Below are 13409 nucleotides of genomic sequence, written 5' to 3' on the forward strand. Positions count from 1 at the left end.
GGCAGCACGGCAGCCGGACCGTCCGTCAGGGGCGGTCCGGCTGCCCCTCCCCGTACAGCCAGTCCGCCCAGATCCGGCCGAAGTCCTCGTCCGGCGCCCGCTGTTCGACGTACTCCGTGAAGTCGTCGGTGCTCGCGTTGCCATGGCGCCGGTCCGCCGTCCAGCCCTGGACGAGGTCGTAGAAGGCGTCGTCGCCCACCGTCTGCCGGATCTTGTGGACAACCATCGCGCCACGGTCGTAGACCGGCCGGTCCGAGATGTGCTCGGCGCCGGGCGGCTCGGCGGGCGGGAAGGCCCACAGGTCGGCGTCGTCGCTGTCGTACAGCGCCTCGAAGGTCTCCTGCGCGCTGTCGCCGCCCTGGTCCTCCGCCCAGAGCCACTCCGCGTAGGTCGCGAACCCTTCGTTCAGCCACATGTCCCGCCAGGTCTTTGGTGTGACGGAGTTGCCGAACCACTGGTGGGCGATCTCGTGGACCAGCAGCTCGGTGTCGGGGGCGCCGGGGAAGACTGGCCGGTTCTGGGTCTCCAGGGCGTAGTCGGAGTCCCCGGCGCCCGCGATGATCACGCCGGTGGAGGAGAAGGGGTAGGGCCCGAAGTTGTACTCCGCCCACTCCATGACGTCGGGCAGCTCATCGACGCTCGCCCCGTCCTCGCCCGGATCGACAGCCGTGTACACCGGTACGTCCCCGGCGGTGGACCGCCGGATCTCGTACGCGCCGATCGCGACCGTGGCGACATAGCCGGCCATCGGCTCGGCACTGCGCCAGCTGAAGGTCGTACGGCCCGCCCTGGTCCGCTCGCCGGTCAACTCCCCGTTGGAGACGGCGCGCAGGCCCTTCGGCACGGTGACCGCGATGTCGTACGACGCCTTGTCCGCGGGGTGGTGGTTGCCGGGGAACCAGGTCATCGACCCCATCGGCTCGCCGAGCGCGAGGGCGCCGCTCTCGGTGCGCAGCCAGCCCTCCTGGGAGCCGTCCGGGTCGGTGATGGTGCGGGGGGTGCCGGAGTAGCGGACCCGGACCTCGAAGGTCTCGCCGTCGTCGAGGCCCTCGGGCGGGCGGACGGTCAGCTCCTGGCCCTCGCGGTCCCAGCGGGCACGCTCGCCCTCGACGGTGACGTCGTCGACGGTGAGCCCCTTGAGGTCCAGGTCGAAGGCGGAGAGGTGCTGGGTGGCGCGGGCGGTGATCGTGGCCGTACCGGTGAGGCGGCGGGTGTCCGGCGCGTAGTCGAGGGCGAGCGCGTAGTGGCTGACGTCGTAGCCGCCGTTCCCGGCCTTCGGGAAGTACGGGTCGCCCAGGCCCGGGGCGCCGGGGGAGCCGTGGCCGCCACCGCCGCAGGCCGTCAGCGCGAGCAGGGCGGGAACCAGGCACAGCCGTACGAACCGGGACACGACCGTGATCCTACGAGGCCGTGACACCATCACCTACGTGCTCGACATCGGCTACGCCCTCTCCAACCGCTTCCCGGACCCCCCGCAGACGGACTACCGCCGCGCGGACGTCCGCGCCCTGCGGCACGATCTGTTCTGCGGTGATGTCTATCTGGCGGACACCAAGGCGGACCGGGAGTTGTCCACAGCCTGGGGATGGGTGCCGGTGCTGGACTTCGCGTGGGCGCTGTGCGACATCGTGGAGCGGATCGACCAGGACCCGGCGGGCTCCAGGGCCTCCCGTCCGCAGCGGGCGGAACTGGACTTCACCGAGTCCACGGACCGGATGCTCTTCGAGCGCCGCTTCGGCTGGGTGGACGTGGAGGCGGACTGGATGCCGACCGAGGAGGCACCGCTGACCTTCTCCCACGCAGAGCTGCGCCGCGAGGCCCGTGACTTCCTGCACGACCTGATCGCCGACCTGTGCGACCTGCACGAGGACCTGGCGGAGAACCCGGCGATCTGGACCTTGCAGGCCCGCTATCCCCGGGTGTCCTAACGCCTCTCCGCCCGGCGCGATTCCCCTTGGGTGTCTTGACACGCTCCTCCACGCCCGTTTCCCCCGGCGCGCCCCGAGAGCCCGTGTCACTCCTCCACTCGAATCCCCAGCGCCCCCGCCAACACCCCCGCCAGATCCAGCAGTTGCCCCGTACTGATCACCGCCCCCGCGAGCCGCTCCACCCCCCGCGCGATCTCCAGTGACGCCGCCTCTCTGAGGTCCACGTCCGTCAGGTTCGCCCCGGCGAGGTCCGCGCCCTTCAGTACGCACCCCGGGAACGAGACCCGCTCCAGGGTCGCCCCGCCGAAGTCCGGCTCCACCAGGACGCAGTTCTCGAAGACGACGTCTCTGAGGCGGGCCCCGCGCAGATTCAGGTAGTCGATCTTGCCGCCGCGGATCAGGACGCGTTCCAGAGCGCCGCCGTGCAACTGCACCCCGCCGAGACGGGCATCGAGCAGCTCCACATCACGAAGCGTCGCCTCGGAAAGGTCTGTGCCGACACCGCGTGGAGCGCTCAGCACCGAGTCCAGGAAGCGGGCGCGGGTGAGCCGGGTCTCGTCCAGCGCGCACGCTCTCAGCGCGCAGTCCATGAAGCGGGCGCCGCCCCCGTCCTGCCCGGCGAGATCCGCCTCCCGGAACTCCAACCCGTCGTAATCCCCGTCCGGCTCCAGCTCCCCCTCGGTGTACGGCTCCAGCGCCGCCAGCCGCACCTCGGGGCGCCGGGCCGCCTTCACCCTCGTACCACTACCACCCGTAGTCGCCATGTCCCCATGCTGCACCCCGCCACTGACAACGCCCCTGACCTGCGAAAACCCGCCCGATGTCACATTCGAGGGCGCCCGATGCGTCGTACTGGAAGAAAGGGCCACCAAGCAGAAGGCCAACCAAGCAGAGGGAGACCCCTATGCACCGCATCACCGTCGTCGGCGGCGGCTTCGCCGGACTCGCCGCGGCCATCACCGCCGCCGAAGCCGGCGCCCGGGTCACCGTGTACGAAGCCCACCACACCCTGGGCGGACGGGCGCGGACGGCTGAGGGGCCGTACCGGACCAACGAGGGACCGCACGCCCTCTACAACGGCGGCCCGCACTGGACCTGGCTCAAGCAGCGCGATCTGATCGGACCGCTCGCCCCGCTCCCGCCCCTGGAGGCGGCCCGGCTGCGGCTGCGCCACAAGGGCGTACTGCGCCGCACCCCGCCCTTCGGCATGCTCAAGCTGCTGCGCCGCGGCCTGCCCCAGGCACCCGTCGACGTGGACTTCCTGACCTGGGCGACCGGTGTCGCCGGTGACGAGGGGGCCCAGGCCGCCGCTCACTACTCCGCCGTCGCCCTCTTCCACCACGACCCCGGCGCGCTCTCCGCCGCCTTCGTGCAGGAGCGGCTGCGCCGCGCCACCAAGCTCCCGCCGGAGGCGCACTACCCGCGCGGCGGCTGGGGCAGTGTCATCGGACGGATGGCCGACCGCGCCTGGAATCTTGGGGTCCGGATGGAGACCCTGTCCCGCGTCGACACCCTCCCGACCGACACCCCGGTCGTCGTCGCCACCTCGCTGGACTCCGCCCGGCGGCTGCTGAAGGACGACAGTCTGACCTGGACGAGCGGCCGTACGGCGCTGATCGACCTGGCGGTGCGCACCCGGCGCGGGGACGCCTTCGCCGTGTCCGACCTGGACCAACCGGGGTGGATCGAGCGGTTCACCGCGCAGGACCGGACCCTGGCGCCGGCCGGCGAGCAGCTGATCCAGGGGCAGATCCCGCTCGGCCCCACCGAGTCGAAGGCCGCCGGCATCGCCCGCGCCGAGCAACTGCTGGACCTCGCCTTCGAGGGCTGGCGGGACCGGGTCACCTGGCGACGGGAGGCCCTCGCCAACGGCCGTACCGGAGCCGTGGACCTGCCCGGCACCAGCTGGCGGGACCGGCCGGCCATCGACCGGGGCGACGGCGTCTATCTCGCGGGCGACCAGGTCGCCGCGCCCGGAGTGCTCTCCGAGGTGTCCTTCAACAGTGCGCTGACCGCGGTGTCGCTGGCCCTCGGACAGAACGCCCTTGACCTCAAGCATGCTTGAGGTTGAAGAGTGGTCACCCGAGAGAGCCAACGAGTGATGGGGGACCCCTGATGCACGCCATCCGCCTGCACGCCTTCGGACCGGCCGAGAACCTCACCTACGAGCAGGTCGAGGACCCCCGGCCGGGCCCCGGCCAGGTCCGCATCGCCGTCGCCGCGGCCGGTGTCCACCTCCTCGACACCGCCCTGCGCGAGGGCGCACAGGGCCCGGCCCCCGCCCCGACCCCCCTGCCCACCATCCCGGGCCGGGAGGTCGCGGGCGTGGTCGTGGCCCTCGGCGAGGGCGTGGCCGACCTCTGGCTCGACAAGCGGGTGGTGGCCCACCTGGGCTTCGCGCCCGGCGGGTACGCCGAACTCGCCGTCACCGAGGTCGAGCGCCTCCACGAGATCCCGGCGAACCTGGACTACGCCGAGGCGGTCGCCATGATCGGCACGGGTCGTACGGCGATGGGGATCCTGCAGTTCGCCGAGCTGGGCCCGGACTCCGTGGCCGTCGTCCCGGCGGCGGCCGGCGGGATCGGCACCCTGCTCGTGCAGTACGCCAAGAACGCCGGCGCCACCGTCGTCGGTCTCGCCGGCGGCCCGGAGAAGGTCGCCCGCGTCCAGGCGAACGGCGCCGACCTCGCCGTCGACTACAAGGACCCCGACTGGCCGGAGAAGGTCCGCGCCTGGCTGGGCGGCCGTGCGGCCACCGTGGTCTTCGACGGGGTGGGTGGCAGCGCGGCCGAACAATCCGTCGCCCTGCTCGGCCCGGGCGGCAAGCACATCGTCTTCGGCTGGTCCGGCGAAGGCATCCAAGGCGGCGAGCCCTACCTCGTCGAGGGCGTCTCCGAGCAGGTCCTCGGCCCCGTGATGATGAGCAAGGCCGGCGGCCCCAACCCGGTCCGCACACTCGAACTGCGGGCGTTGGTGGAGGCGGCGGAGGGCCGCCTGACCCCGGCGGTCCAACGCTTCCCCCTCACCGAGGCCGCCGCGGCGCACCGGGCGCTGGAGACAAGGGGGACGACGGGAAAGGTGGTACTGGAGCCGTAGAGGGCCGCGACAACACGGGGCACCGCAGACGCCCCAGGGGCGCGGGGAACTGCGCGACCAGCCACAACGCACCCGCACCCGACATACGGCACCCGGCGGTACCCCAGTGGTCACCAGCCCCCAGCCGACGCTCAGCCGCGCCCCGCCACCCGATCCGCAAACCGCGCCAGCCGCGACGACTCCGCCCCCCGAGTCACCGCCTCCCGCCGGTCCGCCGCCCGGTACACCGCGTACATGCCCTGGACGCCCAGCCAACGCAACGGCTCCGGCTCCCACTTGCGCACCTTGTGCCCCACCCACGGCAGATCCGTCAGCTCGGTGCGGCCCCCTTGCCCCGAGTCCTGCTGGACCAGGTCCCGCAGGGTCCGCGCCGCCAGATTGGCCGTGGCCACGCCTGAACCGACGTACCCGCCCGCCCAGCCGAGCCCCGTCGACCGGTCCAGCGTCACCGTGGCGCACCAGTCGCGGGGCACGCCCAGCACCCCGGACCAGGCATGCTCCACCCGGACGCCGGCCAGCGACGGGAAGAACCCGTGCAGGAGCTCCCGCAGCGCCTCGATGGTCGCGGGCTGGGTCCGCCCGTCGTTGTCGGTCCCCGAGCCGAAGCGGTACGGCACCCCGCGACCGCCGAGCGCGATCCGCCCGTCGGCCGTGCGCTGGGCGTACATGTAGGCGTGCGCCATGTCGCCGAGCGTCTCGCGCCCGTCCCAGCCCACCGACTCCCACTGCTCGTCGGTCAGCGGCTCGGTGGCGATCATCGAGGAGTTCATCGGCAGCCAGGTCCGCCGCTCGCCCTTGAGCGCGGCGGTGAAGCCCTCGGTACAGCGCAGGACATAGGGCGCGCGGACGGTGCCGTACGGCGTCACCGCGTGCTTGGGACGGATCTCCGTCACCGGCGTCTGCTCATGGATGACGACCCCGAGCGCCTCAACAGCGGCGGCCAGCCCCTTCACCAGCTTCACCGGATGCACCCGGGCCCCGTGCGGAGTCCACGACGACCCGACCGCGTCCGCGACCCGGATCCGCTCGGCGGTCTCCCCGGCGCCGTACAGCTCCCGGTCCTTCTCCCCGAAGGCCAGCTCGGCTTCGTGGAAGGCCTTGAGCCGCGCCAACTGTGCGGGCGTACGGGCGACTTCGAGCACCCCGCCCTTGTGTACGTCGGCCTCGATGCCCTCCGCCGCGGCGACGGCGACGACCTCGTCGACGGTGCCGTTCATGGCCTGCTGCAGCCGTACGGCGGCGTCCCGCCCGTGCAGCTTCGCGTACCGGTCGCGGCCCGCGATGCCGTTGTACAGCCAGCCGCCGTTGCGCCCGGAGGCGCCGTAGCCGCAGAACTTCTGCTCAAGGACGGTGATCCGGAGGAAGGGCGCCGCCTTCTTCAGGTAGTACGCGGTCCACAGTCCCGTGTAGCCACCGCCGACGATCACCACATCGGCCGAGGCGTCCCCGGGCAGCGGCTCCCGCACCGCGGGGAGGCCGTCGTTCGCGTACCAGAAGGAGATGCCGCCGTTGACGACATCGCTGACCGAGCTGCTCATGGCCGGGACGTTAACCCGTGTCGGCGGCCGGTGTCTCCTTCGGATTCCGTGGTTATTGCGTGGCTGACGGCACGCGTACGCCGCTACCGTCGGCCCGTGATCGCCGAACGCGCCGCGCCCTTCCTCCAGCGCTGGGACCTCCGCCCCGACGGCCCGCCCATGTACGGCCGCTGCGCCGCCGTCCTCCCCGTCCTGCGCGCCGACGGCACACCCGCCGTGCTCAAGCTCCAGGACGTCGACGACGAGACCGTCGGCGAGCCGGTCGCGCTACGGGCCTGGAACGGCGAGGGCGCCGCAAGGCTCCTGGCTGCCGACAACGGCACGCTGCTCCTCGAACGGCTCGACTCGGAGCGCCCGTTGGACGACCTGCCCGACACCCGTGAGGCCACCCTCGTCATCGCCCACCTGCTGGCCAGGCTGACGGCCCTGAAGGCCCCACCGGAACTCCGCCGCCTCGCCGATATCGCCCCGCGCCTCCTGGACCGCACGGCGGCGGTACTCCCCCAGCTCAAGGACCCGGCCCCGCTCGCGGACTGCGCGGCGGCCGTGCGGGAGGTCGCCGACGAACCAGGCGACCAACTCCTCCACTGGGACCTGCACTTCGAGAACGTCCTGGCCTCCGACCGCGCCCCCTGGCTCGCCATCGACCCCAAGCCCCTCGCGGGCGACCCCGGCTTCGACCTTTTCCCCGCCCTGTGGAACCGCTTCGACCCCGACGAGGTCCGCTGGCGCTTCGACGCGATGACGGACGTCCTCGGCCTCGACCGGGACCGGGCGCGCGCCTGGACGCTGGGCCGCGTGCTCCAGAACTCGGTGTGGCAGCTCGAGGAGGGCAACGCTCCGCTTCCGGAGCACCTGGAAATTGCCGACCGCCTGCGCGGCCAGGGCGGTTAACCTCCCGACATGATCCGCACCGCGACTCCCGCCGACATCCCCGTCATCCACGCCCTCGTCCGCGAGCTGGCCGAGTACGAGAAGGCCCCGGACGAGGCCAACGCGACCGAGGAACAGCTCCACGAGGCCCTCTTCGGCGACCGCCCCGCCGCCTACGCCCACATCGCCGTCGACGACACGACCGGCGAGCCGGTCGGCTTCGCCCTGTGGTTCCTGAACTTCTCCACCTGGCGCGGCGTCCACGGCATCTACCTGGAGGACCTCTACGTCCGCCCCACGGCCCGAGGCGCCGGCCACGGCAAGGCCCTGCTCACCGAACTGGCCCGAATCTGCGTGGAGCGCGGCTACCAGCGCCTGGAGTGGTCCGTCCTGAACTGGAACACCCCGTCCATCGCCTTCTACAAGTCCCTGGGCGCCCGCCCACAGAACGAGTGGACGGTATACCGCCTGACAGACGAGGCCCTGGTCACGCTGGGCAGCTGAGCGGGTCGCGGGGCTGCATCCAACGAACCTCGATCCGATCGGCGTTCGGCACGGACGAGGCACCCGTCAAGCCAGACGCATGACCAGCCCCGTCCGCCTCCAACGAGCCTCGGCCCGCCCCGAACTCGGCGCAGACGAGACCCTGGTCGCTGAGCAGGCGCGGGGCTGCATCCAACGAACCTCGATCCGATCGACGCTCGACACACACGAGGCACCCGCCAGGCCAGGCACATGACCAGCCCCGTCCGCCTCCAACGAGCTCCGTCCCGCCCCGAACTCGGCGCAGCCGAGGCCCTGATCAAGCCCGGCAGCTGAGCAGCCCCCGGGAGACCTCCAGCGGATCCCCGTCGAGTTCGGCATGCACCGCCATGACCAGCTCCGGGCGCGCAAGCACCGCCTCCCCCGCCGGATCCCCGGCTGCCCGGGCCGCGAGCCCGAGGCCGACCCACGTCTCGGGGTCGCCCTCACCCCGCAGGATCCGCTCCCGGTACGCCCGCAGCGCGGCCTCCGTGTCCCCGGTGACCAGGGCGACGTCCTCGGGGCGGGCGCCCTCGACGGTGGCGCCGGGGTTCTCGCGCAGGGCGTCGAAGCCGGCCGGGTCGGCCATCAGCCAGCGCAGCAGTACCGCGCGGGTGTCGAGGCCGCGTGCCGGAGTGCCCGGGACGAGCTTCGGCTCGCCCGTGCCCTCCGGACGTCCCTCCACGTGTGCGCGTACCACCTGCGGGTCGGGACGCAGGTGATACGCACGCCAGGTCGCCCGATGATCGGCCGCCGCGAGCTCGGCGGCGACCCGGGCCCGTTCCGCCACCGGCTCCCCGAGCCAAGGCGCGAGCCGCCCCTCCAGCTCGGCGACCAGCCGCCGCCCCAACTCGGTCAGCCCTTCCGCCGCGCCGATCGCGCGCAGGGCGTGCGCGGTCTGGGCCCGCCACAGCGCGAACTCGAAGCGCCCGAGCGGGTGTTCACGCCTCCGCCAGAACCCGGTGACCCCGAAGAAGGCGTACACCCCCTGCAACAGCCCACCGAGCGGCCGTGGATCGTCCCGCCAAGGGGCGTAGTACAGCCGTCCACCGCCGCCCTGGTCGTCGTAGAGGGTGAACAGGTGCATGAACGCGCTGAGTTTGTTGTGCTGGAACTCATGAACCAGCGTCGACGCGAGCTGCTCGCCATCGTCCGGGACGGAGACGAGGGCCGCGCCGAAGGCGTCGCCGGAGGAGGCGCTGTGCGGGCGGAAGCGTTCGGCGCGCGGCCGTGGTACGAGGGTCACCAGACCGTCGCCCAAGGCCCGGGCCGCCTCTGCGTCAAGCCCGCGCAGGATCTCCCAGGCCTCGGCGAACAGCTCCTGCCAGTCCCCGGCGGCCACGGGCTCGGTGGGGACGGGCGTGCGCAGGGTCCGGTACGGGTCGGCATCGTCCAGGAGCAGGGCGTGCCCGTCGGCGCTCAGACGGGTCAAGGGGTGCCAGTCGGGCCCGCCGACCGGCCGTCCGGCGACCAGCACACGCCCCTCGGCGGCGCTCACCTCGGCCGTCGACCCACCGGACACCCGCATCGCTCCGAGCGCGGGCAGCACGGCCCAGCCTTCGTGTACGGGGACGGCGGTACGGAAGTGCAGTCCGGCCCGAATCGCCGCGCTCGCCGCTACGGCGTGCAGATAGCCGGTGTCCGGACCCGCGTCCCCGGCTGCCGTACCGCGCAGCCTTCGCAGTGTGTGCGCCGCCCATACCCCGACGGACGGATAGGCCAGCAGCTCCTCAAAGGCATCCTCGTCCACGGCACGGGCCCGCATGAGGAGTTGCCAGGCCTCGGTCAGGGGATGTGCGGCGGAGGCGTCCAGCAGGGCCCGTACGACCAACAGCCGCCAACTGCGCTCACTCGCCCTGAGCGCGGCCACGGTCGCGGAACCGCCCCCGCCGCCGAGGAGTTCGTCGAACGACCCGGCGGCGAGGACATGCGGGCTGGTCACGCTTCGTCGCGCTGGGGGTTGTAGCCGCCGAGGCTGCTGGCCGGGTCGTCGATACGGCTGAGCAGTCGCCGCAGGGAACCGTCGGCGGCCGGGAGGGGGAGCGAGGGCCAGGCGTCCAGCGGAACACCGCTGAGATCGATCAGCTCGGACTCGACTCCGGACTTGTCCATGACCCCGTCCATTTCCCCTGTTTCAGGTGTTTCGCATGTTTTCCAGCGGTATCAGATGGTTTCTGACCGCCTCAGCGACCCTAGTGCATCACAGGCACCTCACAGGTTCGTGGCGTCGAATCCACCCGGATCGAGTGACAAAACGGTGGTGCGGGTAGGGACCGGGTGAGGGAACTCATGGAAACGACCGAGGAGTTGTGAGCGGGGGTGGCGGGGCTGATTCCGGAACGGGTGGCGGAGGTGCTGGCACTTCCGAGCGGAAGCGGCGCCTGGCGGCGCGGCTCGGGGTACCGGGTGGGCGACCGCTGGGTGCTCGCGGCCGCCCATGTGGTCAGTCAGCAGCGCGAGACGGTCGTACGGTTCGGGGCCGATCGCGTCGGTGAGGACGCCCGCGTGGCGCTGCACTCCGACAAGGCCGACCTTGCGCTCCTGGAGCTCGCCGGCCGGTTCGTCCCCGAGAGCAGCGAGCCACCCCTCTACGGCGCGGTACCGGAGACGGACGCGGCCCTGCCGTTCACGACCGTGGGCTTCCCCCTCTTCAAAACGCGCTGGGACCCCGGTGCCCGGACCTACTACCGCGACTCCTGCCGGACGAGCGGCATGATCTCGGTGCTGTCCAACCGCCGCGAGGGCACCCTCGAACTCGCCGTGGCACCGCCCCATGCGGATGCCGATCAGCCCCGGTCACCGTGGGAGGGCATGTCCGGAGCGGCGGTCTGGCACGAGGGGACCTTGATCGGTCTGGTCGGCGCGCACCGTCTCAGCGACGGCCTGGGCCGCCTCGCCGCCGTCCGCGTGGACCGCTGGTACGAGCTGCTGACCGGCGCCGAACTCGCCCTGCTCCACGAGTACGCCGGACTGCCGGCCACCCCGGCCGAGCTGACCGGTATCGCCGCCCCGCCCGACGGCACCGCCAGCCTGGCGAACCTGCCCGAGAACCTCCCCCTGCGCGAACTCGACGGCCTGGTCACCGCATTGACCCTGCTGCCCTCGGTCAGCGACCGCAACGGCCTGGCCCTCATCCTCGACAGCATCGACCCGGTGATCTCAGCCATGAGCCCGCGCTCGTCCGCCCTGCGCCCGGACGTGTTCGCAATCCTGCGCACCTGTCTGCGCTATCGCGGGACCTTGGACCAACTCCTCGAAGCGATACGGTTGGTGGAGGGCGATTCCGTCGGGGTGGCCCGAATGGACCAGGAGGCGGTGGAGTTGTCCCGGCGCCATCGCTGACCTGATATCGCGGCGCCGCGCGGGCGCGGGGTTTCATCCCCTGCACTGCGGGCCATTATCAGGGGGATGTGAGCAGCGCCCGCACCACAAGTGCAGCCGGGGGGAAGGGGTTTGGCCGTCATGGAGCCGTCTGTGGCCGCCGTCGAGTCCAACCTAGTCGATCTCGCGGGGGTGTCTCTTGAAACGCTGCGCTCCATGGACAGTCAGGTTCTCGCCGGATCCCTGGAGGAGCTGCGGCAACGCATCGACCTCGCGCAGGCGAGCGTCAGCGATTTCAACCCCAGCGCGGAGCGGTACGACTGACTCCAGGGCCGCCGATGCGCGCTGATCCCACGCTCCCCCATCATCGTCTGCCGTCGGCCGACCTGGACGAACTGAGCTGCGGCGAGGGCGGTCCGGCCACGGTCGACCTCCTGCTCGCCGCCGAGCGCAGCCGTCGCCTGCTGCTGTTACGGATGCTCGACGACGCGACCGACCTGGGCCCCGCCTGGGACCTGCTCAGCGCGGTACAGCGCCGGGCGCCGGAGGTCGTGGACGAGCTGCTGATGTATCCGCAGACGGGAATGTGGCTGGCCACGGCGCTGCGCCGACTGCGCGGGAGCGAGCCCCAGGACGATCCGCCGCTGTGGGTGGTGCTGGGTCATGTGTCGTCCCTGGCCGCCGCGGCGGCGCTACGCGCGGAGCTGGACTTCTCGATCGAGATCCCGATGCGCCACGGCCGGGTACCACTTCCGACCCTGGGCTGCGCGGAACTGCCCGCGACCGAGCCGTGGACGACGGCGACGGTACGGGGTGAGGGGGGCCGTGCGGTCGTGGTGGCACCGGGTGCCGAGGTCGCCGTACCGACGCCGCCGGACGCTCCAGCGCCGGGCTGGCATCCACTGCGGCGCCTGACGCTCGGTCCCGCGAACCACCGGCTGGAGCTGGCGCTGGACGACGTGGACCCGTACCGGACGTATCCCCGGCCGACGGAACCGCGTCCGCTGTCCGAGGATGCCACGGAGCAGTGGCGGCGGTTGCTGGAGCGGGCCTGGGCGGTGCTGCTGGACGAACAGCCGAGGACCGCGGAGGCGATGCGAAGGGGCTTGCTGTCCCTGACTCCGGGCCCGGCGAGGGAAAGGTTTCGGCCACGCAGTGTGACGGCTGGGGATGCGTTCGGCGGCATCGAATCGTCGGAGCCGGACGACCATGTGCAGCTCGCGGTGACCCTGATACACGAGTTCCAGCACACGAAGCTGGGCGGCCTGCTGCATCTGACACCGCTGCTCACCCCGGACACGACCGAGGCCCCGGAACTCTGGTACGCCCCCTGGCGCGACGACCCCCGCCCCCTGGACGGCCTGATGCAGGGCATCTACGCCTTCGTAGGCATCGCCCGCTTCTGGCGCACCCACCGCCTGGCCTCGGGGGCGGCAACCCCCCTGGCACACTTCGAGTTCGCCCTGTGGCGGGCGCATGTGACCACGGCGTTGCGCCAGGTCCATCGCCATGAACGCCTGACGCCGGTGGGCGCACAGCTCCTGGACCGTCTGTACGCCCTCTGCACGCGCTGGCTGGACGAGCCGGTCCCGGACGCCCCGCTGGCCCTGGCCCGCATGTGCGCCGCGGACCACGCCACCCGGTGGCGCTCCCACCATCTGCGCCCCCCGGAGCCGGCGGTGCGGGAAACGACCCGGGCCTGGCTGTCCGGCGCCGCGAGCCCCCCGCGCTCCCTGGCGGCGACCCCCGAGGTGGCCACGGACGATTCGGCCCGCTGGCTGGACACCCTGGCCGTCCTGACCCGCCACCGCCTGACCGGAGAGGACACGGAGAAGGCGGCGGCAACGGTGACGGCAGCCCTGCGGGCAGACGCCCTACTGGCAGCGGGAGAAGCCGAAGCAGCCCAAGAGGCCTACCTCTCCCACCTGCTGACCACCCCGGACCACCCCACAGCCTGGTCGGGCCTCGCCCAGTCCCTGGCCCTCACAGGAACATCCCCCACAGCGGCCCACTTCCTACGCCACCACCCGGAACGGGCCCGAGCGGTGTTCCGGTCGCTGACCACAGCAACCGGAACACCGCCGGACCCGATCGACTTGGCAACCTGGCTGGCGACTTAGCCGCCGCCGAC

At 72.1% G+C, this 13409-nt stretch carries 13 protein-coding genes; 8 read left to right on the forward strand and 5 right to left on the reverse strand.

The window, feature by feature from the left end; translation table 11 throughout:
* Nucleotides 1–25: 25 nt before the first annotated feature.
* Nucleotides 26–1420, reverse strand: a complete 1395-nt coding sequence (locus tag OHT76_RS19975; protein ID WP_443049813.1) for a M1 family metallopeptidase — start codon at nucleotides 1418–1420, stop codon at nucleotides 26–28.
* 7 nt (nucleotides 1421–1427) lie between these two features.
* On the opposite strand from OHT76_RS19975, the gene OHT76_RS19980 reads away from it, so the two are divergent.
* Nucleotides 1428–1928 (forward strand): hypothetical protein, encoded by a 501-nt coding sequence (locus OHT76_RS19980; protein ID WP_328876578.1) that lies wholly within the window; start codon nucleotides 1428–1430, stop codon nucleotides 1926–1928.
* An 86-nt stretch (nucleotides 1929–2014) separates the two neighbouring features.
* Here the strand turns inward: OHT76_RS19980 and OHT76_RS19985 are convergent, their stop codons facing one another.
* Entirely contained in the window at nucleotides 2015–2692 is a 678-nt protein-coding gene (locus OHT76_RS19985) for a pentapeptide repeat-containing protein (protein WP_328872217.1), read from the reverse strand.
* A gap of 140 nt (nucleotides 2693–2832) precedes the next feature.
* On the opposite strand from OHT76_RS19985, the gene OHT76_RS19990 reads away from it, so the two are divergent.
* Entirely contained in the window at nucleotides 2833–3993 is a 1161-nt protein-coding gene (locus tag OHT76_RS19990) for an NAD(P)-binding protein (RefSeq protein ID WP_328872218.1), read from the forward strand.
* A 50-nt stretch (nucleotides 3994–4043) separates the two neighbouring features.
* Nucleotides 4044–5024 carry a zinc-binding dehydrogenase gene (locus tag OHT76_RS19995; RefSeq protein WP_328872219.1) on the forward strand — a complete coding sequence of 327 codons (981 nt, stop codon included), beginning with the start codon at nucleotides 4044–4046 and terminating at the stop codon, nucleotides 5022–5024.
* 131 nt (nucleotides 5025–5155) lie between these two features.
* On the opposite strand, the gene OHT76_RS20000 is transcribed toward OHT76_RS19995, so the two are convergent.
* Nucleotides 5156–6562, reverse strand: a complete 1407-nt coding sequence (locus tag OHT76_RS20000) for an NAD(P)/FAD-dependent oxidoreductase (RefSeq protein WP_328872220.1) — start codon at nucleotides 6560–6562, stop codon at nucleotides 5156–5158.
* Between the two features lie 96 nt (nucleotides 6563–6658).
* Here OHT76_RS20000 and OHT76_RS20005 point away from each other — a divergent pair, with 96 nt between their 5' ends.
* Together OHT76_RS20005 and OHT76_RS20010 are read left to right on the forward strand one after the other, a co-directional pair.
* Nucleotides 6659–7456 carry an aminoglycoside phosphotransferase family protein gene (locus OHT76_RS20005; RefSeq protein ID WP_328872221.1) on the forward strand — a complete coding sequence of 266 codons (798 nt, stop codon included), beginning with the start codon at nucleotides 6659–6661 and terminating at the stop codon, nucleotides 7454–7456.
* 9 nt (nucleotides 7457–7465) lie between these two features.
* Entirely contained in the window at nucleotides 7466–7939 is a 474-nt protein-coding gene (locus OHT76_RS20010) for a GNAT family N-acetyltransferase (RefSeq protein WP_328872222.1), read from the forward strand.
* A gap of 298 nt (nucleotides 7940–8237) precedes the next feature.
* Here OHT76_RS20010 and OHT76_RS20015 read toward each other — a convergent pair whose 3' ends face one another.
* Together OHT76_RS20015 and OHT76_RS20020 are read right to left on the reverse strand one after the other, a co-directional pair.
* A complete protein-coding gene (locus tag OHT76_RS20015) occupies nucleotides 8238–9899 on the reverse strand; it encodes an HEXXH motif domain-containing protein (RefSeq protein ID WP_328872223.1) in 1662 nt (553 codons plus the stop codon).
* On the reverse strand, nucleotides 9896–10069 hold the full coding sequence (locus OHT76_RS20020; protein WP_328872224.1) for a hypothetical protein: 174 nt from the start codon (nucleotides 10067–10069) through the stop codon (nucleotides 9896–9898). Before OHT76_RS20020 ends, OHT76_RS20015 begins: the two co-directional genes overlap by 4 nt.
* Nucleotides 10070–10276: 207 nt before the next feature.
* Here OHT76_RS20020 and OHT76_RS20025 point away from each other — a divergent pair, with 207 nt between their 5' ends.
* The 3 genes from OHT76_RS20025 (at nucleotide 10277) to OHT76_RS20035 (ending at nucleotide 13398) form a co-directional block, all read left to right on the forward strand.
* Nucleotides 10277–11299 carry an effector-associated domain 2-containing protein gene (locus OHT76_RS20025; protein ID WP_328872225.1) on the forward strand — a complete coding sequence of 341 codons (1023 nt, stop codon included), beginning with the start codon at nucleotides 10277–10279 and terminating at the stop codon, nucleotides 11297–11299.
* A gap of 120 nt (nucleotides 11300–11419) precedes the next feature.
* Nucleotides 11420–11602, forward strand: a complete 183-nt coding sequence (locus OHT76_RS20030) for a hypothetical protein (protein WP_328872226.1) — start codon at nucleotides 11420–11422, stop codon at nucleotides 11600–11602.
* Between the two features lie 14 nt (nucleotides 11603–11616).
* The gene (locus tag OHT76_RS20035; RefSeq protein WP_328872227.1) at nucleotides 11617–13398 is read left to right on the forward strand and encodes an HEXXH motif domain-containing protein; all 1782 of its coding nucleotides are present in this window, start codon (nucleotides 11617–11619) and stop codon (nucleotides 13396–13398) included.
* The last annotated feature ends 11 nt before the right edge of the window (nucleotides 13399–13409 follow it).

It is taken from the genome of Streptomyces sp. NBC_00287, assembly GCF_036173105.1.
Classification (GTDB): Bacteria; Actinomycetota; Actinomycetes; order Streptomycetales; family Streptomycetaceae; genus Streptomyces.